Below are 23,443 nucleotides of genomic sequence, written 5' to 3'. Positions count from 1 at the left end.
CGCTCACCATTCTTAATATGGCTTTGCCAATAGCCTGCAGTGGTTCAGTTTCCTTCCCCACTGCTATCCAAGCTACGGGGCTCTGACTTCTTCCCCGGTGGGCCTTTTTCTCCCACTGAACATTCTTGCCTTAGCTGGACGTGCACACCCTCCGCCACTTTGTGGCCCTCCTCCCTCAAGGGAGGACCTAAGATCATCATCCAAAGAGCTTGATAGGTCTTGAAGCTCTGCTCGGAGAACGGTGAACCGATAACGGACAACCATTTTCTTATTCAACTTGCATCTTGGAACTTGCAACTGATGACCAAGAACCTGGACGCGAAGCGTCAGAACGAGGAACCGCTCTTGTTCCTAAAAATGGAGTCCCGATTTTTCCATGAGTCTTAGAAACATGGCACCTATATGATATCGCTACACATAACTACAAAGCAAGCAAACACAAAGCGACAAGCAATACCACATGGCACCTTATCTCGAAAGTGATTCAAGTATCTACAACGGATTCATGAGACTTTCAGAACTTCTTCCTGCGATTTCTTCCATTTTGCTGTCAAAGCTGAGTTATACAACTTAACACTTCAAAATTCGAAGCATCGTTGAGTAATTTACATCGATATGTTGAAATCGCCGTCTATGAGTTTTCGCGCCTCAATACTGAAGAGTTTCGAGTTGTCTGAGAAGCAGATTTCCCTGCGGAGTGGAGGGATCTATATTCATCGTCGTGACGAACCTGTGACCCTCCAGCATATCTAGATAACCGTAAAATCCGGCCAGCCAGCCGTATGTTATTCCGATCAATCTCCTCGAAAAGCCTTCGCTTTCGATCATCGGCCTACCGGCTATCAACCCGCCGTGACACTTTCTGAAGTGACCACCCGGGGCAAAGGGGGAAAGATCTTTTACGATCCAGAATATCCCGCTTATCCAGTCTCCCGAAAGGAGATCCTCTTTCTCCACGGTCCTGGCCGAATAAGGGGAGATACCAACGTTCATTCCGGCTCTCTCGAGTACTAGGACGGTGTTGTCTTCCGGTTCCGAAGGGCCGCTTTTCGAGGTCTTAATCAATTTAAGCTTTGTTTCTCCCCTCTTGCAAACCAGGAGCGGAACGGTGGAGACGGCCCTTCCGACGCGAACGGTCAACGCTCTCACACCCTCACTCATGGAAGACGTATCTAGCGGCAGGGCAACCGTCTCTCCCTCCAAACCGTCTATTCTGCGCTCGATGGAAAGGCCGTCGGACTCCACGGAGATCGTTTCGCCATGAAGTCTTTTCAAAAGCCTTACCAGAAGCCTAGCCTCCTGGCCCAGCCAGAGCGTGTCGCTCTCAAGAGACGCCACGAAGAGGTCGTTTTCGAGAAGTGCTCCGAGCCTTTCGGGGGGGAATTTGAAGTCTCTATCGAAGGTTAAAAGTCCGTTGCACTCCCAGAAAATATCGCTCGATTCCGTTATCACGAATCCGCGTATCCTGTCGTGAAGCCTTATTTTATCGATCTCCATCCTCAAGTTTTCCAGCTGATTCTCCACCGAGATTTCGAAGAGCTCGTCGTACGAATACTCCCGGGCAATTTCACTAGCCAGAAATCTTTCACCTGCCCCCCCGGGATGGGTCATGGCGACATTTTTAAAGATGTGTGAAAACCAGTGAGGCCAGTCTCTCTTCTCGAGCCATTTCTTCGGAGGCAGAGACCAGTTGCCGAATTCCGAAACCAAGAGCGGTTCTTCCTCGAAGTTGTCTCTGTACTCTCGGAGATAGAAGGAGGCCGGGTTGTTCGAGAAAGACTCTATCAGAAAATCCCAGAGCTTTCCGCGGTCTATCGAGCTCGCGTAGAAGTGGTAGTCGTTCAAATCGCTCTTCAGGTGGTAGTTGCCCATGCAGGCTGAGTTGTCGGTGAAGATAATCGAAGGATAATCCTGCTTCAGTTCGTCCAAGACTCTTGCAAGCCAGCCGGCCTGTTCCCGATCGGTTAGATCTATCCCCCACGACTCGTTTATTATCGAATAGACGCACAGAGAAGGATGGTGAAGGTCGCGCTCGATCGCTCCCCGTATAGTTTTGAGGAGTTCCAGCGAGCCGGTGGGAGAAAACTCATCGAAATAGGGTGAATCCTGCCAGACGAGGAGCCCGATTTCGTCGGCAAGATCCATATAAAGCGGATCGGGTACTTTGACATGATGTCTCAAAGTGTTGATGCCCATTCTCTTCAGTTTACGGAAGCTCTCGCCCAGGTACTCCCTGGAAGGCACCGTATACAGAGTCTCGGGATAGAAGTCCTGATCCAGTACACCCTTGATGTAGAAATCCCTCCCGTTGAGAAGGAGGCGGCCTGAAGCTGTCTGGAAGTCCTTGAACCCGGTTCTGACGCTCAACCGATCGCGGACGCCCCTCGAGCTGATCTCCAGAACGAGATCGTAGAGGTTCGGCTCTCCGGGCGACCACGGAAAGACTCCGGAAACAGGTAAATCGATTTCATTCGAGACCGCCCTCTTTGAAGAGATGGTGTCTCCTTTTCTATCCAGAAGCGTTAGCACTGCTCCGTCGATCACTGAATCGGTTTTGAAACTCACACGAACCCTTCCTTGAAGGTAGGAAGCCTCTATCTTCAGGTCGTGTATGTAGACTTCAGGTCTCTCTTCGATCCATACGCTCTGCCATAAACCGGAGATGTTGGTGTACCAGTTCGGCTCTCCGTTCTGTTTCCCGTGGGGAATCTTTCTATTGTCCAGAACTCCCCCGCCGATTGGATCGAAGACAAGAATCTGGAGCCTGTTGTTGTCTAGAATTAATTGGGTTATCTCGAACTCGAATGGCAGGTATCCCCCGATGTGCTCACCGAGTTTCTCGCCGTTGAGGGAGACTTTGCAGAGATAGTCAACTGCTCCAAAGTGGAGAAAATAGCGCCTGTTGTGCCGCTTCGCAAGCTCGAAGCTCCGTTCGTAGTAAAGGTAGAACTGCTCGCGTGTAACGGCGGGGAAGTACCTTTCAACACAGGCGGGAACGTCGATCGTTCTTCCCGGTTCGACCTCCGCCAGATCTTCTGGCTCGCAGCCGAACATATCGAACCGCCATTTTCCGTCCAGGTTTATTCTTTTTCTTCCGCTTCGCATCTTGGCTTACCTACTTTCATCTATTTGTGAAGAACTCTATCGATTTTAACTCATAGCAGGGAAAGATTCCCGTGCTTTCAGATTCGTTTCAGATCTTCCTCCATAGCTCTTGCCAGTTCGCCTTTTCTTCTCTCGAACTCCCTGCCCGGATTCATTTTAAGCTGTATGAATCCCATGGGTTCAAGATAACACTCCACCGGAGCGGTACCGTACCGGTAGTCCCAGTTGATCAGATCCATTGCCGGGAACCATGTATATCCTCCCAGGTTCAGACCTTCATCCAGGAGATCCTCAAAGAGCTTCCTGGATTCCCTCCACCAGCGTATCTGGTGATCGGGTTCACCGTTGATGCTGGTTTCGGTGAGAAAGATCGGGCCGCCATATCTTCTGTGATAGCTCAAAAGCAATTCTCTCAGATACTCGACGCTCCCGTAGTGCGAATGTGTCTTGAGGTCTTTTCCCGATCTGAAAACTCTGTAAACGCTGAGCTGTGGATAGTAGTTTACTCCGAAGCCATCTATCTCTATTTTTCTGGGTAAGAACCAGTCGAGGTCGGAGTAGGACATCCCGTTTCTCCTGAGGTAGTCGATGAGCGGATGATTGTTGTTGATCAGCCCCTGTACAAGATCGTAGGTGGCATACCTCAATTCGTTCATCAGCGTCACCGTTTCGGCCAGATCGGGATCGTCGCTGAAAAAGAGGCCCGACGCCTCGACGTGCAGCGCAAAGGCCCCCGGCAGTTCGCGCTTGATGGACGAAACCGTTTCTACGATTCCCCTGGCCGTGGCGTTGAGCAGCTTGACAAAGCCATCGTCGCCCTTCAGGTATGGGGGCCATACGGAGAGCTTTCCGCAGAATTCTTGCGTTATGAAGGGTTCGTTCATAGGAGTGTAGTATTTGAGGAAATCTTTGTACCTGTTCATAACGGTCAATTCGTATTCGGCCATTAACAGTGGAAAGTCGTTGTTGAGGAAGCCGTTGTCCATCCAGCTGGGGGTACCGTAGTGAATGAAATCGACGATCGGTATCAGACCGATCTCTCTCATGAAGTCGAAGACCCTGTCGGTCCAGGAAAAATCGTACCTGCCTTTTTCGGGGTTGATCGTGTACCAGGGAATTCCGTACCTGATGTATTTGAAGCCCGTGTCGGAGATGCTTCTCAGATCTTCCTTCCAATGAGAGTAGTGCTGAGTCAGTTCGTATTCGTCCAGCGGTCTCGCCGAGATGCTGTCGGTCGCGCTGACGAACGTATCTTCTATGCCCGTTATCCACATGAAATCTCTTCTCACTCAATCACCGCCTGTGTTCTTTTCATTTCTTGAAGATAGGTCCTTCATTCAACTTTATAGATCTTGTAAGCGAAACTACTGTGGTCTATATCCAGCCCTATATTTGTCCGGAGCGGAAATTCGAAATCGAAGAACTCCACCGGCCGCGAATTGGACTCCTCAGAGATGTGCCAGATCTCCATTCTATATTTGCCCTGTTCAAGTCCCTTAAGCTCCAGCGTCGCCATGCCGATCTTCGAAGCCGACATGGCCCAGCCGATCAGTTCTCTCAAATTTTCGTAGTCGTTTCCGCTGCAAGTGTGAACCGTCTTTCCCTCGGAAAGTAGAGAGATCTCCATATCCAGGTTGACTCCCTTGAAATTCAGCCAGTCTATCCCTCCCGAAGCGACGAACCGCGAGATGGAAGAGAGTACCTCGAGAAGGCGATCGGGCATCATGTGCGGAGAAGTGTAGGGCCAGCGTAGACCCGTGCCGGTTCCTCCGCTGGCCAAATGCGACCAGGAAAAGGCCCTGTAGCACTCCGCGTCGAAGCCTGCCGGCTGGGGCCAGCGGTCGATCGGTCCGCTTTCGCTGTCCATGAAGGGAAGGGAGTCGCCGAAGAGATAGTTATGATAGTTTATATTGGCCGAAACGTCTCTTGCAATCGCCAGAGGATCCGATGGGTTCTTCACCGTATCGAAGTAGAAGTGGGTGGTGAAAAAATCAATGTAATCGAATCTGTAAAGCTTTCCCGCCAGCGTACCCGTCAGTCCGGGCCTGGCCGTGGAAACCGTCAGGAGGTGGTTGTCGCCGTACAGTTCCATCTCCAGCTCACGGATAAAGGCCGACATCTCTCCCAGCCACTCCCGTGCTTCGTTCCCGATCGTATAATCGGCCTTGTAGAAGATATGACCGTACCAGAGCTCTATCTCGTTGTTCATCTCCCAGGCCAGTATCCTCTCACTGGAACCGTACCTCTCAACCATGAACCTGAACCGCTCTTTCTGCCATTGCCTGACCTGTGGATCGGTCAAAAACTGGCTCAAGGTCTTTATCGGTCCGCCATTCGCCTCATTGTAGGGATTGACGTCCCAGTTCTCGTACATCCAGAAGGGATCCCATGGAATTACGATTAAATATATATCGTACTTTTCGGCCAGTCTGACTATCTCGTCCCACATCTTAATTACGGAATCGTTGTACACTCCGAGCGGTTTTTCCAGGAGAGAGACTCCCGATCTGTCCTGGGCGTATTCGAGCATGATTCTGAGCGTGTTGACGCCGTAGGAGGAAAGCTTCTCGAAGTACTCTTCGGCGGCCGAAACGTTCCCGTAGCTCAACGATATGAGCGAAGGCCACGTAATCGCGTCGTTGAATCCTATGGGGATCAAGACCTCTCCGTCGTGCTGGAAGTACTTCCCTCCGGGCGAGACTTTCACAAAGGATGCCATACACATCACCGCGATCAAAAACGTAAAAAACACTAAAGTCTTTTTCACAGCATCACCCCTTTACTCCTTCACGGCGCCGCTTATGTCGATGCCCTTGATATAGTACCTTTGCACAAGCAGAAAGATGAGGATCGAAGGCACCGCGATGAAGAGGGCTCCGGCCATGAGCGGACCGTACTGGGTCACGTATTTTCCCTGAAGGGTCGACATTCCAACCGGCATCGTTCTCTTGTTCGGTGAGTAGAGAACCACAAGGGCCCAGAGATAATCGTTCCAGTTGGACATGAAATTCATGACCCAGAGTATGATGATCGACTCCTTAGCCAGGGGAGCGATAACATAGAAGATTCTCTGGCGGATGTTGGCCCCGTCTATTATGGCTGCCTCCTCGATCTCTCTGGGAACACTGATGAAGAACTGCCTCAACAGGAATATTCCAAAGGTCGAGGCCAGTCCCGGAACGATTATCGCAACCAGGTTGTCAGTCCAGCCAAGAGCGTCTATGGTTGTGTAGTTAGGGAGAAAGTGTATCATGCCGGGCACGGCCATGGAGGCCAGTATAATCTTGAAGTAAGCATCTCTGAACCTGAATTGCATTCTCGCCAGCGCAAAGGCCGCCATCACGCCCACAACGACCGAAAGGCTGGCATAACTGACTGCCGCGAAAAGGCTGTTGATAAACCACTGAAACACGGGTGTATCCTGAGGATGGGCCAGCACTTCTTCGAAGTTGGCTAACGTGAGGTTCGTCGGCAGGAACTTCGGCGGCCATTCAAGAATCTGCGCCTCCGTACGGAAGGCCGTCAAAAAAGTCCAGTAAAGGGGAAAGATGAAGACCAGCGCTATCAGCAGAGCTATTATATTCACCGTTATGCCTCTTCTTTTCATCATCTCTCCTCCTTACTCTTTCGAGTGAAGAGAAAGTACTGGATGAACGTGACTGAAACGATGATCACACCGGTTATAAGCGACATGGCAGTGGCATAGCCCATTCTCGGTCTGGAGGGGTTGAAGGCTTCACCGTAGATATGAAGCATTATCGGGATGGTCGCCCTTCCCGGGCCTCCTCCGGTCATGAGTTGCGGCTGTGCAAAGAGACCGAACCCGGCCAGAACCTGTGTTATGACCACGAACATCATGACCTGTTTCAAACCTGGCAGCGTCACGTTCAAAAACCTTCTGAATGCGTTGGCGCCGTCTACTTTTGCCGAGTCGTAAAGCGGTTCCGGTATCTTCGACAGTCCACCCAGAAAAATAACCGTGTTCCACCCTACAGTCCACCAGACGGTCGCGATGATTATCGCTCCCCAGACCCAGGGAAGATCGGTCAACCATGGTATCTTTTCGATTCCGAAGAAGCCCAGCAGATAATTCAAAAGACCGGAATGAACGTTCAATATCCACCTCCACATGACGGCCACAACCGTCACCGAGAGGGCCGTAGGCAAGAAGAAGGCCGTGAGGTGGAAGCTCTTCATCTTCAATTTTCTGTTGTTGAGAATCAGGGCCAGCGCCAGAGAAACGGACACGAGTACCGGTACCGAGTACAAAACGAACTGCACAGTGACCCAGATGGCACTCCAGAAGTACTGCGAACGGTAACCACCGAAGTCGAAAAGTCTGGCGTAGTTGTCCAGACCGACGTATTTGATCATTCCCTGAAAGAGCCCCCACTCGGTAAAACTCATATACAGGCTCTTGAAAAGCGGAAAGATGAAAAAGATCCCAAAAAAAACCGCGTGCGGTAACAGGAGCAAATAAGGAACCGCCTTTTTGGTGTTCAAAGCGACCACCTCTAGAGAGAACGCCTCTCCCGCTTACGGGAAAGGCGTCGGGATAATCAATCCTGCAAAATTTCGTTGCTGATCTTTTCAGCGTCTTTCAAAGCCTGCTCGACGGTCTTCTGACCCAGGATGGCCAGGTTCAGCGCCTCCCATATCGGGCCTGTCGAATCTCCGTACTTGGGGAAAAATGGCGGGAAGACGACGTTCGCGACACCCTTTGCAATGGAACTGTGATATGGAAGTGCCTGGAATTGCTCGCTGTTCTGAACGGATACGTTGACCGGTATCTGCCCGGCGAGAGCCCAATCATAACTGTGGTTGCTTATCCAGCCGATGAACCTGGCGGCGGCCTCAGTTTTCTCCAGATCCTGTTTCCTCTGTTTGTAAATCACCAGCGTATGAGAGCCGGCCCAGTTTGCCGGTCTTTCCGAACCGAACTGCGGCACCGGACCTGCGCCGAATTCTAGCCCATCTACTTCCATGTAGTTTGTGAGCATCCAGATTCCGTTGAATTCCATTGCGCAGGTTCCTCTCTTGAAAGCGTCGATATCGGCATCGACCTGCACCTTTTCTGGAGAGACTTTGTACTTGAAAACAAGATCTACCAAGAACTGCATGGCGTCCATACCGGCGGGACTGGCAAAAGTGGCTTTCGTGAGATCTTCATTGAAAAGCTCTCCACCGTTGGAGAAGAAGGCCGAGAACCAAATGAAGTAGTTCGGCCAACCGACTGGAATCATCGTGCCCCACTGGTCTATCGTGCCGTCGCCGTTGGTGTCTTTGGTAAGCGCTTTCGCCGCCTCGATGAAAGCCTCGCGCGTCATAGGCGGATTCTCCGGATCCAGTCCGGCCTCTCTGAAGAGTTCCTTGTTCCAGTAGAAAACCAGGGGATGAACGTCCAGAGAGATCCCGTAGATACTTCCGTCCACATGGGTCGCGTCCCAGACCGAGGAGACGATATCGCCCTCCTTGATACCCATGATCCCCAGATAACTGTCAAGAGGCAGGAGCATGCCCTGACTCACAAAACTCCTCAGATTGTCGATGGCTGCGACTCCGACATCAGGTCCCTTCCCGCTCGCGAGAGCTATCGGCACCTTCGTGTTGTAATCGGCCCAGAGCATGGTACTCATGTTCACCTGTATCTCGTCTTTGTGTTCCTGGTTGAACCGGTTAACCAGTTCCTGCATGAACCTCCCGTCCGGTCCGGTGAAGCCGGTCCAGAATTCAAGTGTAATTACTCCAAAGGCCGACACCGAGAGCAGCAGCAAACCGATCAAAGAAACTAGAAAAAACCTTTTCATGGTAAACCCTCCCTTATTCCATTACTCCTACCCAGAGTCCCTGACTCTGAGAACGGGTTTCTGTATGTACTTTTTCTTTTTCAACTCCTCACCCTGAACCATTCTCACAAGCAGTTCGACACTGGTTTTGCCCATCCACTCTTTGTCAAGCGCGACGCTCGTCAGAGCGGGATGGACATACACCGAATAGGGAATGTCGTCGTAACCGACCACGGCCACGTCTTCGGGAACCCTCAGTTTCCTTCCTTTCAGGCAGGTTATAGCTTCGAGCGCGTACATATCGTTGTAAGCGAAGATGGCATCGGGCAATCCCTGTGTCTTGATATACTCTTTCAGGGAATTTCCGGCCTGTTCGGGAGAAGACTTCAACTCGCGGGACTGGCTGTAAAGTTCTGCGGAAAACTCCATTAGAGCCTTTCGGTAACCTTCACTTCTTCCGCGCGTCGGATAAATGTTCATCGCCGGCTGTATGGTGACAATGTTGCGCCTGCCCCCGTCGAGGAGACGCTTCGTGGCCAGATAACCTCCAAGAACCTCATCGTTGTACACCTCTACGAAATCTCCCTCTTCGAAATGCCTTCCGACAACCACGAACGGCACTCTGAGAGCCTCCATTTCGTATGGCTTGGTGTCATCTACCGGGGCTATCAGAATACCATCGACACCCTTGCTCTGAAGAAAATCGACAGCGAAGACCTGTTCTTCGTAATCGGCGGAAGTGTTCACCAGAAGGAGATGAAAACCGTATTCCCTTGCCTGGCGTTCCATTCCCTTCACCACTTCGGCGTAGAAGGGATTAGCGTTGTCGTCTATCACAACTCCAAGCAGTCCCAGCGCCTTCCCCTTCAGAGCCTTTGCCACCATGTTTGGAAAGTACCCCAGCTCCAAGGCCTTTTCTTTCACTTTCTTTCTCGTTTTCGGATCGACATCGCCCTTGTCATTAAGCGCCCTGGAAACGGTGGATGCCGACAAACCGAGAGATACAGCCACATCCTTTATAGTGACACGTGCCATTGCCACACAACACCCCCATGAAAACAGAATTGGACGTAGATTCCTCCGCAAACGTATCCGGAAACGTTTGCAGTTATTCTAACATTATAGCCATATTATAACCAAGAGCAATCAGAAGAGATTACAGACAATCAGGAGCAATGACAGGCAACTAACAGGAACAATTTTCTTGATTCTGTTAATATATTATTGATAGGAGAGATTTCAGTACGAAAGCACATAAAGGAACATCATGAGAAGGAAATGAAATTTCCGAGCATAACCAGTATGTGCCAGAGTTCATGGTGCTATCTTTCCCGGGAAGGGAGTGGGTTTTTCCGTTATTAATATGACGCCCCGATCGTGTAGAACAGTCCGCCCAGGAGCATGAGGAGAATAGACCACATTCCTAGTCTGATATACACGCCGTAAACTATAGAGACCAATAGCCAGCCCATCAATAGGTGCCCTCCCATCGAAAGCCAGAGCGGCATTCTGGAGAAGAATACGGCCTTGAGCACGATCTTAAGGATCGCAATCCCCAGATAATACCGAAGATGGACCAGCCAAGGCCGCCCTTCACTACGACCAGAATACAGGAATAAATAGGGACTCCGTTTTCGACAAATGGATGGAGAGGACTCATCCGGATAAGCCCTTTGCCAGATACGCAGATGATGGAGTGATACACTGTAGAACTCTGGAGGAAGCCCGGCTTCTTCCACGCTCCTGGACGAACGTCGAAGGACGGCTCTCTGCAAGCTCTTATGAAGGAACAACTGCTCTTGTTTCTAAAAATGGAGTCCCTATTTTTCCGACCTCAGGGTCATCCCGTGATGCACCTGCACGGGATCTCGCCCTGAAGAGCCGCTGCGCGCTTAAAAACGGTGAACCCGCTGGTCGCTGTTTAGAGCCGTCTTCGTTTAAAAGCTCGACTGGCCGTGACGAAGCCACCAACGTCATTTTTCCAGATACGCCTTCAATGCCTCTTCAATTGTCATCGGCTCTAGAATCACCGGCTCGTAGTCCATCTCGGCGAGCTTTTTCAGCGATCCCTGTCCCATTGCTGCCCCGATCCATACAGGGCAGTCACCGATAACCTGGAGGATCTCGTCGAGTTCCGCATGCTTATGATTCTCGAAATAAGGATTAGGCCTTGCTCCCAGCTTGACGGCGCATTTGCCTTCGTCAAGCTCATAAATGTCGTAGTACCTTGACTGCCCGAAGTGGTCGTCGTTTAATTTGAAACCGTCGTTGGTCCCGATTGCGATTAACTTTCCCATCTCTCATCCTCCTGATCGTCTTCCTGCAAGGATGTATCTGTAAAAATCCTTCCCGCGATAGGAGTTCTTCTCGACGTTCGGATTCTTGCTAAGTCTCTTCAGAAGATCTCCGACCGATTCCTCATTGAACTCCGCCTCCACAAAACTCTTTATGTCTTTCTCCGACATCGGATGGCGCTTGATGATCTCGATCACTGCATCCAGCGCTTTTTTCTCAGAGGTAGTGAAGCTGCTGACCGGGAGGTTCTCGATACTCTCCGCCTTCAGAAGAGCGCGGGCATATCTAAGCGTCTCTTCTTCAGGTATTTCTACATTTTCTTCTGCCGGTGGCCTGGCAGGAACATTTATGTACACTCTTGCCGGGGCCAGCAGTTCGATCCTATTCTTCAGTTCTCCAAGAAATTTGTCACTGTCGTTGTAATCCTTTACGAGCATTACTTCCAGCCAGATTTCACCTTTGAATTCCTTCGAAAACTCTAGCAAACCATTGTATACTCTTTTGTACCTTAGCTTTCCAAAGGGTCTGTTTATTTTTCTGAAGCTCTCCCCGTCAATGGCATCGAAGGTCGGCATCACAATATCGAAATCCATTATCTCTTCTCTCAATGATCTCTCAAATAAAAGAGAGCCATTTGTGATTAGCACAAGCGGCTTGGCTGTCAGTTCTCTTAGTCCATTCACTATGGAATCCAATGGCTTGTACAGAGTCGGTTCACCTTCTCCGACAACCGTCACAACGTCGAACGACTCTTCACCGTGAGCCTCTATAAACGTTCTTGCCTCGGATAGAATATCCTCAGGCGGATAGAAGGTCTGCCTGGTATTGGTCATATTCGTCGTTCTTCCTAGCTGGCAGTAAATACACGAGTAATTGCATGTCTTGAACGGTATCGTACAGACCCCAAGCGATCTGCCAAGTCTTCTTGAAGGCACCACTCCGTATATATGACTCAAACGAATCACATCCCTAACGATATTGTTTGGCTATCTTCCTCCCTGTCCTCCCATGCCCTTTCCCTGTCCTCCTCCGCGTCTGCCTCCCCCCATACCTCGTCCCAGTCCTCTTCCCTGTCCAGGACCGGTTCCACGGCCGATGCCGTATCCCCCTCCACCGGCTCTAAGAGAGGGATTTTCAGAGTTTGACCTTATTGCATTCACCGGACAGGCACTGAAACAATCCCCGCATCTGGTGCAAAGCGCGTTGTTTATGTACGCCTTGCCCGCCTTCATTACGATTGCTCCTTCCACCGGACAGGCTTTGATACACAGTCCGCATCCGGTACACATATCTTCTCTTACCCAAGGCAATTTAGACATCTCCTTTTTTCATTATATATGTTTATTGCATATATATTATATCACTTCAAAACTCACTTCAAAACCCCCTTTCACAAATTTCCGGAATACGCAGACGAACATCCTGAAAAGAATCTGCTTCCAAAAGCTGTCCGAGTGAGACGACCACTTGCCAATAAGCTTCGCCAGTAATAATTGTTGCTTGTGAAACGTGAGATTTCGTCTAGAATAGGAATCATAACACACTCAATTGGAGGTGCAGAAAAGTGAAATCTTCTATTTCCAAGATTTCCATTATCCTTGTTCTTTTTCTATCGGCTGTGGGCCTGGCCCAGCCCATTACCTTCCTTGTAAATCCCGATTACGATCCCTTCAGTTACCTGGATGAAGGCCATCTGGATGGCTTCCTTGTCGATCTGATCGAATCACTGGAAAGCGAAACGGGCATCGACGTCGAGATGAGACCCGTTAAATTCGACGAAGCCCTCGAAAGGTTACAGGGCGAAGGGAGATACTGCATTCCCTCTCTTGTCTTCACGACCCAGAGAAAAGCTCTTTATCAGTGGGTCGGCCCCGTTGTCATAACGAACACTTACCTCTACACGAGAGAAGAGCTCTCGAGTGAATTCAAATCGCTGGAGGACGTCAGAAACGCAAACTCGGTGGGCGTGGTAGGCGAATACTACTCCCACAAACTCTTAGAGGAGCAGGGATTCGACAACCTAATCATTTTTGAAGACGAGGAGTCATTGCTCGATGCCCTATTTGTCGGGGAAACCGACCTCGCGCCCTTCAACTCGGCAGTTCTCCAGGAACTTCTCAAAAGGGAACAAGCCTCTTTTAATCCCGTATCAACAGTTGCGATCGACTTGGACATGACATACCTCGGTTTCTCGAAGGACGTCCCCTCCGAAATCGTGAGCGCATTCCAGAAGGCTCTCGACGGTCTCAAGAACTCCGGCTCCTTCTCTGAGCTATACGGCCAATGGTTCCCCGGACAGCCCGTTCCCGGCATCTACACCTTCCTGACCGAGGAGTACCCGCCCGTTACCTTCAAAGGCGAAAATGGAGAACCGACGGGCTTCGTAACCGAAATGGTAAAGGAGATCCTCCGTAGAAACGATATGTTTGGAGAGATCCTTATAGTCCCATGGTCAATCGGCTATGAACTGGCCTCGAATCTGCCGAACGTCTTCCTCTTCAGCATGGACCAGACCGAACAGCGAAGGGATAACTTCGAGTGGATCGGACCGGTGGGAAAGAACACCGCCTACCTCTACGCCCGCAAAGACACAGTCGCCCCAGCTACAGATCTCGAATCCGCAAAGACTGTCGCGGCCATAGGCACGACGACGAACTGGTGGACTGAACAGCTCCTGAAGGAGATGGGCTTCGAGAACCTCGTGAGCTCTCTCAATCCTCTCGACACCGTCGTACAGCTTTTCGAAGGCGAAACAGATTTGGCAGTCTTTACCGACCTCACTGTCGGCGAGCTCGTCAAGAACGCGGGCTACCGCATGGAAGAACTGGAAGCCCTTATTGAGCTTCAAACAAACTACTTTTACATCGCAGCTTCGAAGGGAACGAACTTCGGTATGATTCTGAGCTTCCAGAAGACTCTCGACGAAATGAAGCGCGATGGAAGCTTCGAGGAAACAATCAGAGAGTTCGTGCCGAACATGCTCGTTACATCGCTGCTCTGGAATTCCTCCCATCTTGATGTCAAGGGTCTTCGAACCTCCATGAACACCCTCTCCGTAGGCGAGATAGCTACCATGGAACTCCAGGAGAACGGCTCCACCGGTTATATCTGGGACGTAAAGATAACCAATCCAAACGTCGTTTCGCTGATCTACGAGGGCTCGATCTTCGAAAGGAAGTTCCTTGACGATTCCCAACTTGTGGGAGCGCCCTATAGTGTCCAGTGGGTATTCGAAGCCGTTCAGCCCGGCGAGACAGTTGTGATATTCTCCCTCAGGCGCCCCTGGGAAAGCGTCCATCCAATACAGACCTTTGCGATAAACATAATAGTCGAGTGAAAACGAAACATACATGATTATAGTGGCAGGAAGGCTTTTGCGGCCTTCCTGCCGTTAGGGTGTGTGTGTAGTACAGTTCCAAGTTACAAGTTCTGAGTTGCAAGGGAAAACCAGTTGCAAGTTCCAAGTTGTGAGTTGCAAGAATAAGAACCGCTATCCGCTTAAAGGCGATGAACCCGCTGAACACTCTAAAACATGGTTCGCCGTTGACCGTTCAAGATCATGAACCCGTTCACCGCTAAGACCATTCGATCGAGAAAGAGCAATGTCGAGACGTTCGCTGCGCTCACGAGAAGACGAGAAGCGAAAATAGGGACTGACAGGCTCAGTAATGACCGCTGTACGCTGCTTCTATACGCCGCTGAGAACGAAAAATGTGCATTATGTCAAAGATGCAGAGCAAAGACATTCAAAACGTTGGTGTTCGCTTTTCTTAACTGGTTGGTGCTAGTCTAATTCTGGGGGTGAGCTTATGACCTATTCTTACGAAAAACTCGACGTCTACAAACTCAGCATGGCCTTCGCTCATGATTTCTATCAGACTGTCTCTTCATTCCCTGATTATGAAAAGTTTGGCCTTTCTTCCCAGCTTAGAAGAGCCGTAATATCCGTTCCCTCTAATATCGCTGAGGGTTCAGGAAGGCAGCACAAAAAGGAATATGCCCAGAGTTCCTCTTTCTCTCTAAAGGCTCCCTCAGGGAGGTCATAACACAGCTTGAATTGTCAAAGATGCTCGGTTACATAGATCAAGAGACTCATGAAAAACTTTGTGAAACAGCTGATAGACTCCACAGAATGCTGAACCGCCTAATCACCAGCCTGAAAGTCTCACCCGACTAGCGCAAAGCTTGCTTCTCAGCGTACAGCCTACAGCGGCTCTTTTCAGCGTAAAGCGCTCAGCGATGAGCGGGTCTTCTCAGCGGATCCTTGCTCTACCCAGCGTTCAGCAATCAGCGGGTCTAAGGACAGAGCAACCTGTTTTGGAACTAGTTACTATCTTGGTGCTCTAACTCGGAGAACGGTCAACCGCGTGCTGGTTTTTTCCCACCCATTCCTCAATAACCTCTCTGGCATCATCAAGATCAGCAATGGTGATCGATTCGCCGAGTTTGTCTTCGTAGAAGTTCTGAAAGCTTGATCCTCTGGAGCCGGAGAGATCGAGGATCATACCTGCTATTATGTATCTTCTGCTTTGCTCTGGTTTGTCGAGGTTCTCGAGCGCTTTGCCTGCAAGAAAGTAGCTTTTCGGAGTCCGGGGATCGAGCCTCAGCAGCTTCTGAGCCCATGCGAGGGCGTCGAGAGGCCTGTCAGTATCGAGATAGAGATAAACAAGCTCTTCCACAGCTTTCTTGTTGTCTTTGTCTTCCCAAAGAGCAGCCCTGAACATTAGTTCGGATTTGTAAGGCTTCTTTCGCTTCTTGTAGATCTTTCCGAGGAAGACCATTCCTTCTATGTCATTCGGTTTCCTGGAATAATGCTCTTCAATAAGAGACTCTGCAGTCTCTGTGTCATCGAAGAGATAGGCGATATGCCCCAGATCCCACAGCTCTTCCTCGTTCAGAGTTACCCACCTTTCGAACTCGCTCGCTACGGATACACTCTTCTCAGCCTCAGAAGCGCATTGACTACTTTCTCCATTTAGAACTGTTTCTGAAACACTCTCCTTCTTTGAGAGATCGTTTATTATCTCGCGATAAAGCTTGGCCGCTTCTTTCCAACTTCCATCCAGAAGCAAAGCCATCGTCTTGGTTATTCTGTCTTCCATGATATTTCTCCTTTCGTCGAAATAGTTGCAAGTGAAACCAGTTGCAAGTTCTGAGTTGTGAGTTGCAAGAGAACAATCAGTTCCGAGTTCCAAGCTGTGAGTTGCAAGAGAAAACCAGTTCTAAGTTCTAAGTACCAAGTTACAAGATAATAGTCAAGAGAACCAAAAACCTGATTCAAGTCAATAAAGATGCCGTATCAACCTTCTCAGTTAGACCAGTTGCATGAATCGATGATTTCGGCGAAACTTTGATTGATTATCATTCAGAAAAGGAGGTTCTAGCTGTGTCGACGTCTTTCAAAGATCTTCTTGTATGGAACGCCAGTATGGATTATGTAACCAGCATCTACAAGATAACTAGTGACTTCCCGGATTCTGAACGTTTCGGTCTCGCTTCCCAGCTCCAAAGAGCAGCGGTATCAGTCCCCTCGAATATCGCCGAGGGCTCCGGAAGGTATTTCAAGAAGGAGTTTGTTCATTTTCTTTATCAGGCTAGAGGATCTCTTCTCGAAACCTTCACTCAGATAGAAATAGCCTTCAGACTTGGTTACATCACTGATCAAGTTCGGGACCAGCTCATCGAGACAGGAGAGGAGATAAGTAAAATGCTCAATGGCCTCATAAAATCTCTCAAAGACTGATCTTTCAGCGGAGCTAGGCTCATGAGCAGTTCTAGATCCCTTCTGTTGTACAGTTCTTCTTTCTTGCAACTGAGAACCTGCATCTTGGAACTGCTCTTTCCAACTTAGAACTTGCATCTTGGAACTTGCATCTTGCAACTGCTCTTCACAACTTGGAACTTGCATCTTGGAACTCATCTCTCGTCCATGCCACATACCTTTCCCTCTTCTTCTCGCGGTAGGACTTGACTCCTTCCAGCCGCATGATCGCGGTCCTCTCGCTCAGTCTGCTGAAGATCCTGGCTCCAACGGTTCCATCGAAATCAGTTAAGTTCAGGTTGGAGGTTATTATCGTTCCCGCCCCTTGTTCATACCTGTGGTTTATCAGTTCGAATATCTTGTCTGTGGTCATCTTGTTTTCCGTCTCGTTGCTGAGGTCGTCAATAACGAGAAGGTCAACCCCCGAACACTCCTGTATCTTCTCGGAGATCGTCTTGAAGTCTCCGATCTTCAGAGACGGAGCGGTTATGAAAGCGACTGTATCTCCCATGTTGACCGCCTCTATCGCAATTCCCGCCGCGAGGTGAGTCTTTCCGGTTCCGTAGCCTCCCAAAAGGATGAAGTTCGACCCTATCTTCCACGCCCTGTGTCTCACATACTTCTTCGAGAGATCCAGCGCCCTTTCAGTCACTTCATCTTCAGCGATGAAGTTATCCAGTCTTCTCTCCCAAAGCCCTTTGGGAAGAACTTTTATCAGCCTCTCCATGTTCTCCTTTACCCTTCTGAATTCTCTGTATATCGAGCACTCGTACATGAGGTCGCTGTACTGTGGGTCTTCGCTGGCGTAGATTATATATCCCCCGTAAGGGCACTTCTCCGGACCGGGACAGTTCCTCATGCACTCTTCTATCGCCTCGTCTTTGCTATACCGTGTATTTGAGGAGTTCTTCGAGTGTTTTGGGTTTTTCTCTTGCGGGATTCTTGAACTTTTCGATAGGATCTCTAAACGATCCAGAATCGCTCCAATCTTTTCTTCCATTTCTATTCGCTCTCCTTCCGAATGCGCCCCTTAGAAGAGGCTGCATAAGATATTCGAAGCCTATCTCTTCGAGGACTTCGTGTTTCGATCTGTCTATCGCTATGATCGCAGTCTTTATCTGAGAGGGGTAGCATTTATTGAGGGCTTCTCTCAGCAATGGGATCCATTCCCTCTCGAAGGGCCCTATTATCGCCTCCCACGTCTCCATAACGTCTCTCTCGTACCTCGAACAGGAGTCGAGATAGGAGAAATCTTCCTGACTTTCCCCATCCTGCTTTTCTTTTTGATTGTTCATCTCGAACAAGGGAACGACCAAACAACCTTCCGCCTGCACTTCTTCCGGAGGTCCGCCTTCGCCTTGACGCAATTGTTCATTCCCGTTCGATTTGATTCCGGAAACGGCCATTTCGCCGGGAGAAGTATCTCCGTGAAGAAGCTCTTGCGAATCATTCTCCAACTCTGTTTGCACAAGAGAGACTTTCTTCGCGACTTCAGAAATCTCTTCTTTCTCTTCATTATCAACCCCTTTTTCCGTTGAATCCGAAAGCAAAGCTTTCGTTTCTCCGTAAGGAGAAAGAATGTTTTTTAGTTTTGTTTTGTCTTGTTTTGTTTTGTTTATATATAATGTGCGTGTGCGTGGTTCGCGCGAAAGTTGCGCGTTGTCTGCGCATGACTTGCGCGTCGAATCTTCACAATCGCACATTTCAGAGGACCGCTCTTCCAGTTCTGGCGAGGTTTCTATTAACTCATCGCTGTGCGCGGAAAGTGCGCATGGATTGCTCACACATTGCGTTGAAGATGCGCGTAGAAATGTCACGGTGAAAGAGTACTTTCCATTCCTGCCTTTATCGCCTGAAGAATAGCTAATAATGCCGGTTTCGATCAGTTTACTCCTCGCCCATCTCACCTGATTTCTCGTCCAGCCGAACTCTTTCCTGAATACACTGCACGGCATGGAAAAACTCTCGGGCCAGAATAACTCATTCGCCCTGTCGAGCAAAAAGAAGAACATGGAAATCTCCTTTTCATTGAAATGAAACCGCCTGTGCTGTATCCAAAAGTTGTTAATCAGTTCTATGTAATTCACGGTAAAACCTCCAAATTTGAGTCGTGGTAGCGGGGGCGGGGTAGGGGGTAGGTCAAGATCTTACGAACCCGCTACCCCATACCCCCAGCGTTCAGCGATCAGCGGCTCTTCGAAACCTCCTCACCGGCTTCAGTTTCTCTTTCTTCTCGTAGGCTTCTTCGGGAAGATAGTCGACCAGCTCCGAAAGGTTCTTGAACGTGATGAATTTGAATGGATCTGGAAGACTAACGACAGTATCCAGAGCGGCCTCTCTATCCAGAAGCCTTATCTGAGTAGGAGCTTCGTCGCTAGCGTATTCATAGCCACTTAGCTCCACCTTTCCTATCCCTTCCCTGTCTATGAATTCATCTGCGAGTTTCTTCATCTTCTTCGCCCCTTCCTGAAAGGCGACTGTCTTCTGAAGGGTGTTCTTTAGAGAGTCACTGTCACTTATCGTGAGATCCTCTCCAAGCTTCTCCATGAGAGGACAGAGTGAATGATACAGGCAGTAAGAGCAGTGGTCTCCTGCTTCGGGCGAAAAGTCGCTCTGAAGGATCTGTTTTATCCAGGCGAAGAGATTGATTCCCGCCTCTTCGAGGTTCTCTTTCGTTATCTCTTTCGAGAAAGAAGCACCTGCAGAAAGAGAGACCCATTCGATCCTGCCTATGTTATATCCCACTCTCGATAAGGCCCAGGCGTATATAAGAAGCCTCTCCCAGTCGGGATCGCCAAAGCCCGCCTTAAAGTGGCAGAGAACAAGTGCCGGGGTTGCGGGCTCGTGGTAGGGGGTAGGACCAGAACTCTCCAACACGTTATCTTGATCAGATGAAGAAGACCAGAAATTGTCGGTCAGGTGTTCGGGAAGATCAACTCTTTGCTTTGAGTCAGATCCGTGATAGGCTAATTCCTCACAAGACTCTGAATTAGATCTTACGAACCTGCTACCACCTGTCTCCGGCCCCGGCGCAGTGTAAAGACACTGCGCCACTCCCCTAAACACGACTTCCGGTTCATCGAATGGTATTGGATTGGAGAATCTGTCCAGAGCGAAGGGGATATTGAGAGCAAGAACATCTTTGCTCTTGAGGAATTGAACTCCGAACTCTATCTGCTCCATATCCCTCTTGAGATTCTCTCCAAAGAGAAGGGGAGTGGGAGAATTACCGAGATAAGCGTTGAACACCGCCCTCAAGATGAGCCCGTTATGTTTTCTTCCCTCTCCCTGAGCTTCTGGCAGGCCTTCAAAATAACGGAGATAGAACCTGTGAGGACATTCCACGAAGGCTTTGATTCGGGAATAGGATAAGGGGAACGGGTGACGGTTCTCCGTCAGCCGTTCTCCGTTCTCCGATTTCTCAGGAGCTAATTGCCTGGAAATGTATGGACAAGAGAGATTCTGTCCTCTTCCTGACACTTCTTCTGCGGGAATTGACGAAGTAATATCACTGTTGCAAAAAGGGTAAACAGAATTAGACCTTTCCCGTTTGAAAGTGATAGTATTTAGTTGTGTCCTGTAATAGTTGTTTCTTGAGAGCGGATCTCCTGCCAGAGGTCCGTTCTCGTTTTTTACTGCCGGATTCATGGCGAATCACCTTCCTTTCATTAGTTCAGTTGCAAGTTCTGAGTTGCAAGTTGCAAGGGAAAACCAGTTGCAAGCGAAAACCAGTTGCAAGTGCCAAGTTGTGAGTTGCATAAGAACCGCTGTGCGCTTAAAAGCGATGAACCCGCTGATCGCTGGAAGAGCCGTCCTCAGTCAACCGTCATCGGTCCTCCGATTTTTCAAGAGATTTGGAGAGTTTCCAGAGCATTCTATTAATGCTTTCGGCCTTCTTCTCGATTAGTTCAAGCTGATCTGGATTCATATAGCCAAACTCAAAGGAAATCTCCAGCTGGGCAACCGTCTCGTTCAGAAAATCCGCTTTGCGCTGCCCGCCTTAATTGAGCGACAAGACCATACCTCTCATCTGAAGGAAAAGCGGCGGTCAACTGGTAAACATCCTTTGGGAAGGACTTGCTTACTTTCCAAACTTCCAGATTCTTGAAACCAAATGACATTTCAAACCTCCACATTTCTTAAGTCTTTCTGACGTCCGGTCTTCTTCTTCAGTTCTGTTCTTCCCGGAGGACGGCGGACCGCTGACTGATGACCTTTCTTCTTGTTGCCTTGCTTTTCCAAGCGGCCAGCGGATCTTTGGACGGTTGACCATCGACGGTTGACCTGTTCTCACTCACACTTCCTCGGTCTCATACGGACTAATGTCGTATCCCAGGTTGTAGAGATACATGAGTTCCTTGAACCTTGGCAGCCTTGAAAGTCTCACATAACAGGTGAACAGGAATTCAACGGGTACTGCCAGTTCCTTCGCGATCCTGTCCGCCTTGTTGAACAGCGGGGTAATCCTCCCGTTTTCGATCGCACAGATATAGTTCTCACTCAGTCCGACCCTTTCCGCCAGCTGCTTCTGAGTCAAACCACTGCGATGGCGTGCCTCTCTGAATATCTCTATTTGCATCCCTCCTTTCGTCCATCTCTTCAGGAAGCGTTAGTGGCGACACTCTCACGCTGAAGCGTTCGAAGAGAACCTCTACAGGCATAGAGAATATGCTCGCTATTCTGTCTGCGAGAAAGAAGTCTTTCAGCTCTTCCGGTGACTTCTCGATCCTCGAGTATTTCTGCCTGCTTATCCCAAGCCTCTCTGCGACCTCCTGAATAGACAGTCCCTTATTTCTTCTTAGACGCTTTAAGATCAACATTTAACCTCCTTCGACATAATAGATTCATTGTATTGTGTATTGCCTATGGTCACCAATCAAATACTAACAAGAAACACGACTAAAGTCCAGAGAAAATGTTATGAAAGTGAGCATTCATGGGAATCATAGAGAGTAACAATTTCGCGAAAAAGTAGAATCTTTTTAAGGATGTTTCTCAAATCTGCTTGTTTTGCCCTTCGTAATGCTTTGAACATATTCCTTGACTGAGAATCAGGTACTTGGCTTTTACAGAGATTTAACGTTATTCTCTTGTCACGTGGCCACGAAGAAGAGCAGTTGCAAGTTGTGAGTTCTCAGTTGCAAGAGAAGAAAGATCCAGGTCTTACTTGCATCTTGCGACTTGTAACTTGCAACTGAAAGAAAAGGAGGAATTTTCATGGGACTTGGCACAACTGTAATGGTAGTAGGTACTGAGAAGTCACTCTCGATCACCTGGGATACAGGTGTCATTGAGGACGACAAACCAGTCCTCTCGAGACAGACTCTCAAGGTCGATTCGGCAATGACTGCTCAGGAGGCTTATGACGCAGCCTATAACATCGCAAGCCTCACCGATTACATCATCGCCGATATCAAGCTAGTTGAAACCCAGACCCTCGGACCGATCGATTAAGAGATTGATGTAAGAGGGTAGAGGCTGGAGGTTAGAAATTCAATAGCTTCTTACCTCTGACCGGTGAAACAATGTAACCGTAGGCCGTAGTCCGTTCGCCGATTAGGATCGAAAATGCAATGCCACTGCACTTTACAGCTTTTTCGGAGGACGGATGACGGTCAACGGAGAACCGTTATTCGAAAGGAGGAACTCAAATGAGAAACCTGAGCGTTAGGTGGTACGATTCAACCGCGAAGAAGTCCAAGGGCTTCTACATAAAGGAGCCCAAGGAGAGTCTCACTCAGTCTGAAGTCGAGACTGTGATGGGAAACCTCATAACTCTGAAGGCAATCCCTTCAAATTATGCGGTAGACTACGCGGCAGTGATCGACACCCAGAAGAATGAGTTGTTTAACCTTATCTGACCACATTAGTTGTTCGTTCCAGAGCGAGGATCTGTTCTTCGTTCTTGGATGCCCGGGCTTACAGCCCGGGTTTCTTCAAAGAACTGATCAGTTTGTTGATCATCATGTTGATCTTTGTGCCGACGGCTTCGATTGATTCAAGACAGCTGTCGTTAATGTAGCCGAGCCTATTTGCTATGGCAAGTTGAGTAAGCGATTCAAGAAGAGAACCTCTCGCGAGGTAGAGGAATTGAATGAACTCCTTTCTATGTTGCCTTCCAGAACCTTCGGCGATATTGGAAGGAATGGATACAGCAGATCTTTGGAGCTGAGAACCGAGACCGTATTTCTCATAGTCAGGAAAGTCTCTGGTTAATCTGTAGATTTCCATAACGTAATCCATGCTGAGCTGCCATACATGCAAATCTTTGTAACTTGTAGACACATCATTCACCTCCGAGAGAATTCTAAAAGAATCGGCGTCTTTGATCAACTCCGCTCTGACGAAGAACCTGGACACGAAGTGCCGGAACAAAGAACTGTTCTCATCGCTCTTCTGAACTAGGAACAAAGCTCTTAGCTCCGGAACGAAGAACTGCTCTTTGCTCTTCTGAACCAAGAACATGGACGCGTAGCGTCGGAACGAGGAACCTAGG

The 23,443-nt window shown here is 49.2% G+C and carries 25 protein-coding genes; 6 read left to right on the top strand and 19 right to left on the bottom strand.

All coding sequences use genetic code 11. The features are described 5' to 3' along the window. Nucleotides 1-648 precede the first annotated feature (648 nt). The 10 genes from V512_RS09270 to V512_RS09220 all read right to left on the bottom strand — a co-directional run bounded on the left by V512_RS09270 (nt 649) and on the right by V512_RS09220 (nt 12,496). Nucleotides 649-3,054, bottom strand: a complete 2,406-nt coding sequence (locus tag V512_RS09270; protein WP_165775381.1) for a sugar-binding domain-containing protein — start codon at nt 3,052-3,054, stop codon at nt 649-651. 128 nt (nt 3,055-3,182) lie between these two features. Next, entirely contained in the window at nt 3,183-4,394 is a 1,212-nt protein-coding gene (locus V512_RS09265) for a family 1 glycosylhydrolase (RefSeq protein ID WP_099830196.1), read from the bottom strand. A 44-nt stretch (nt 4,395-4,438) separates the two neighbouring features. After that, a complete protein-coding gene (locus V512_RS09260; protein WP_108702531.1) occupies nt 4,439-5,872 on the bottom strand; it encodes a cellulase family glycosylhydrolase in 1,434 nt (477 codons plus the stop codon). Between the two features lie 12 nt (nt 5,873-5,884). Next, nucleotides 5,885-6,712 carry a carbohydrate ABC transporter permease gene (locus V512_RS09255; RefSeq protein WP_165775380.1) on the bottom strand — a complete coding sequence of 276 codons (828 nt, stop codon included), beginning with the start codon at nt 6,710-6,712 and terminating at the stop codon, nt 5,885-5,887. After that, entirely contained in the window at nt 6,712-7,608 is an 897-nt protein-coding gene (locus V512_RS09250) for a sugar ABC transporter permease (protein WP_099830193.1), read from the bottom strand. The genes V512_RS09255 and V512_RS09250 overlap by 1 nt, the downstream gene beginning before the upstream one ends. A gap of 56 nt (nt 7,609-7,664) precedes the next feature. Continuing rightward, the gene (locus tag V512_RS09245) at nt 7,665-8,912 is read right to left on the bottom strand and encodes an ABC transporter substrate-binding protein (RefSeq protein WP_099830192.1); all 1,248 of its coding nucleotides are present in this window, start codon (nt 8,910-8,912) and stop codon (nt 7,665-7,667) included. Between the two features lie 27 nt (nt 8,913-8,939). After that, nucleotides 8,940-9,926 carry a LacI family DNA-binding transcriptional regulator gene (locus V512_RS09240; protein ID WP_243392352.1) on the bottom strand — a complete coding sequence of 329 codons (987 nt, stop codon included), beginning with the start codon at nt 9,924-9,926 and terminating at the stop codon, nt 8,940-8,942. Between the two features lie 938 nt (nt 9,927-10,864). Beyond that, complete coding sequence (locus tag V512_RS09230) at nt 10,865-11,188, bottom strand: NifB/NifX family molybdenum-iron cluster-binding protein (RefSeq protein WP_099830190.1); 324 nt, start codon at nt 11,186-11,188, stop codon at nt 10,865-10,867. Nucleotides 11,189-11,191: 3 nt separating this feature from the next. After that, nucleotides 11,192-12,151: a radical SAM protein gene (locus V512_RS09225; RefSeq protein ID WP_099830189.1), complete on the bottom strand. Its 960-nt coding sequence runs from the start codon at nt 12,149-12,151 to the stop codon at nt 11,192-11,194. Between the two features lie 21 nt (nt 12,152-12,172). Beyond that, entirely contained in the window at nt 12,173-12,496 is a 324-nt protein-coding gene (locus V512_RS09220; RefSeq protein ID WP_099830188.1) for a 4Fe-4S binding protein, read from the bottom strand. Nucleotides 12,497-12,750: 254 nt separating this feature from the next. Here V512_RS09220 and V512_RS09215 point away from each other — a divergent pair, with 254 nt between their 5' ends. From V512_RS09215 to V512_RS15065, 3 genes are all read left to right on the top strand, one after another. Then, entirely contained in the window at nt 12,751-14,523 is a 1,773-nt protein-coding gene (locus tag V512_RS09215) for a transporter substrate-binding domain-containing protein (RefSeq protein ID WP_099830187.1), read from the top strand. A gap of 472 nt (nt 14,524-14,995) precedes the next feature. Then, the gene (locus tag V512_RS15070; protein ID WP_243392350.1) at nt 14,996-15,232 is read left to right on the top strand and encodes a four helix bundle protein; all 237 of its coding nucleotides are present in this window, start codon (nt 14,996-14,998) and stop codon (nt 15,230-15,232) included. A gap of 11 nt (nt 15,233-15,243) precedes the next feature. After that, nucleotides 15,244-15,363, top strand: a complete 120-nt coding sequence (locus V512_RS15065; RefSeq protein WP_347708254.1) for a hypothetical protein — start codon at nt 15,244-15,246, stop codon at nt 15,361-15,363. 166 nt (nt 15,364-15,529) lie between these two features. On the opposite strand, the gene V512_RS09205 is transcribed toward V512_RS15065, so the two are convergent. After that, nucleotides 15,530-16,288, bottom strand: coding sequence for a hypothetical protein (locus V512_RS09205; protein WP_099830186.1), 759 nt, complete (start codon nt 16,286-16,288; stop codon nt 15,530-15,532). A 284-nt stretch (nt 16,289-16,572) separates the two neighbouring features. On the opposite strand from V512_RS09205, the gene V512_RS09195 reads away from it, so the two are divergent. Further along, nucleotides 16,573-16,929 carry a four helix bundle protein gene (locus tag V512_RS09195; RefSeq protein ID WP_099830184.1) on the top strand — a complete coding sequence of 119 codons (357 nt, stop codon included), beginning with the start codon at nt 16,573-16,575 and terminating at the stop codon, nt 16,927-16,929. Nucleotides 16,930-17,074: 145 nt separating this feature from the next. On the opposite strand, the gene V512_RS09190 is transcribed toward V512_RS09195, so the two are convergent. The 7 genes from V512_RS09190 to V512_RS09165 form a co-directional block, all read right to left on the bottom strand. Beyond that, nucleotides 17,075-17,806, bottom strand: coding sequence for an ATP-binding protein (locus tag V512_RS09190; RefSeq protein WP_099830183.1), 732 nt, complete (start codon nt 17,804-17,806; stop codon nt 17,075-17,077). Nucleotides 17,807-17,831: 25 nt separating this feature from the next. Beyond that, nucleotides 17,832-19,034, bottom strand: coding sequence for a hypothetical protein (locus tag V512_RS09185; RefSeq protein WP_099830182.1), 1,203 nt, complete (start codon nt 19,032-19,034; stop codon nt 17,832-17,834). A 91-nt stretch (nt 19,035-19,125) separates the two neighbouring features. Continuing rightward, entirely contained in the window at nt 19,126-20,595 is a 1,470-nt protein-coding gene (locus V512_RS09180) for a PD-(D/E)XK nuclease family protein (protein ID WP_099830181.1), read from the bottom strand. A gap of 178 nt (nt 20,596-20,773) precedes the next feature. Further along, on the bottom strand, nt 20,774-20,875 hold the full coding sequence (locus tag V512_RS15305) for a hypothetical protein (protein ID WP_279300418.1): 102 nt from the start codon (nt 20,873-20,875) through the stop codon (nt 20,774-20,776). 10 nt (nt 20,876-20,885) lie between these two features. Continuing rightward, nucleotides 20,886-21,068, bottom strand: a complete 183-nt coding sequence (locus V512_RS15300; RefSeq protein ID WP_279300417.1) for a four helix bundle protein — start codon at nt 21,066-21,068, stop codon at nt 20,886-20,888. A gap of 173 nt (nt 21,069-21,241) precedes the next feature. Then, nucleotides 21,242-21,484 (bottom strand): helix-turn-helix transcriptional regulator, encoded by a 243-nt coding sequence (locus V512_RS09170; RefSeq protein WP_243392349.1) that lies wholly within the window; start codon nt 21,482-21,484, stop codon nt 21,242-21,244. Next, nucleotides 21,444-21,764: a helix-turn-helix transcriptional regulator gene (locus V512_RS09165; RefSeq protein ID WP_165775379.1), complete on the bottom strand. Its 321-nt coding sequence runs from the start codon at nt 21,762-21,764 to the stop codon at nt 21,444-21,446. Before V512_RS09165 ends, V512_RS09170 begins: the two co-directional genes overlap by 41 nt. A 400-nt stretch (nt 21,765-22,164) precedes the next feature. Between V512_RS09165 and V512_RS09160 the strand changes: the two genes are divergently transcribed. Together V512_RS09160 and V512_RS09155 are read left to right on the top strand one after the other, a co-directional pair. After that, nucleotides 22,165-22,401: a DUF1659 domain-containing protein gene (locus V512_RS09160; protein WP_099830178.1), complete on the top strand. Its 237-nt coding sequence runs from the start codon at nt 22,165-22,167 to the stop codon at nt 22,399-22,401. 197 nt (nt 22,402-22,598) lie between these two features. Beyond that, the gene (locus tag V512_RS09155; RefSeq protein WP_099830177.1) at nt 22,599-22,808 is read left to right on the top strand and encodes a DUF2922 family protein; all 210 of its coding nucleotides are present in this window, start codon (nt 22,599-22,601) and stop codon (nt 22,806-22,808) included. 58 nt (nt 22,809-22,866) lie between these two features. Here V512_RS09155 and V512_RS15060 read toward each other — a convergent pair. Further along, nucleotides 22,867-23,443: four helix bundle protein (locus tag V512_RS15060; RefSeq protein WP_243392348.1), on the bottom strand; the 577-nt coding region annotated here is incomplete at its 5' end.

Source organism: Mesotoga sp. Brook.08.105.5.1 (assembly GCF_002752635.1).
Classification (GTDB): Bacteria; Thermotogota; Thermotogae; order Petrotogales; family Kosmotogaceae; genus Mesotoga.
This window is presented reverse-complemented; position numbering and strand designations above follow the sequence as displayed.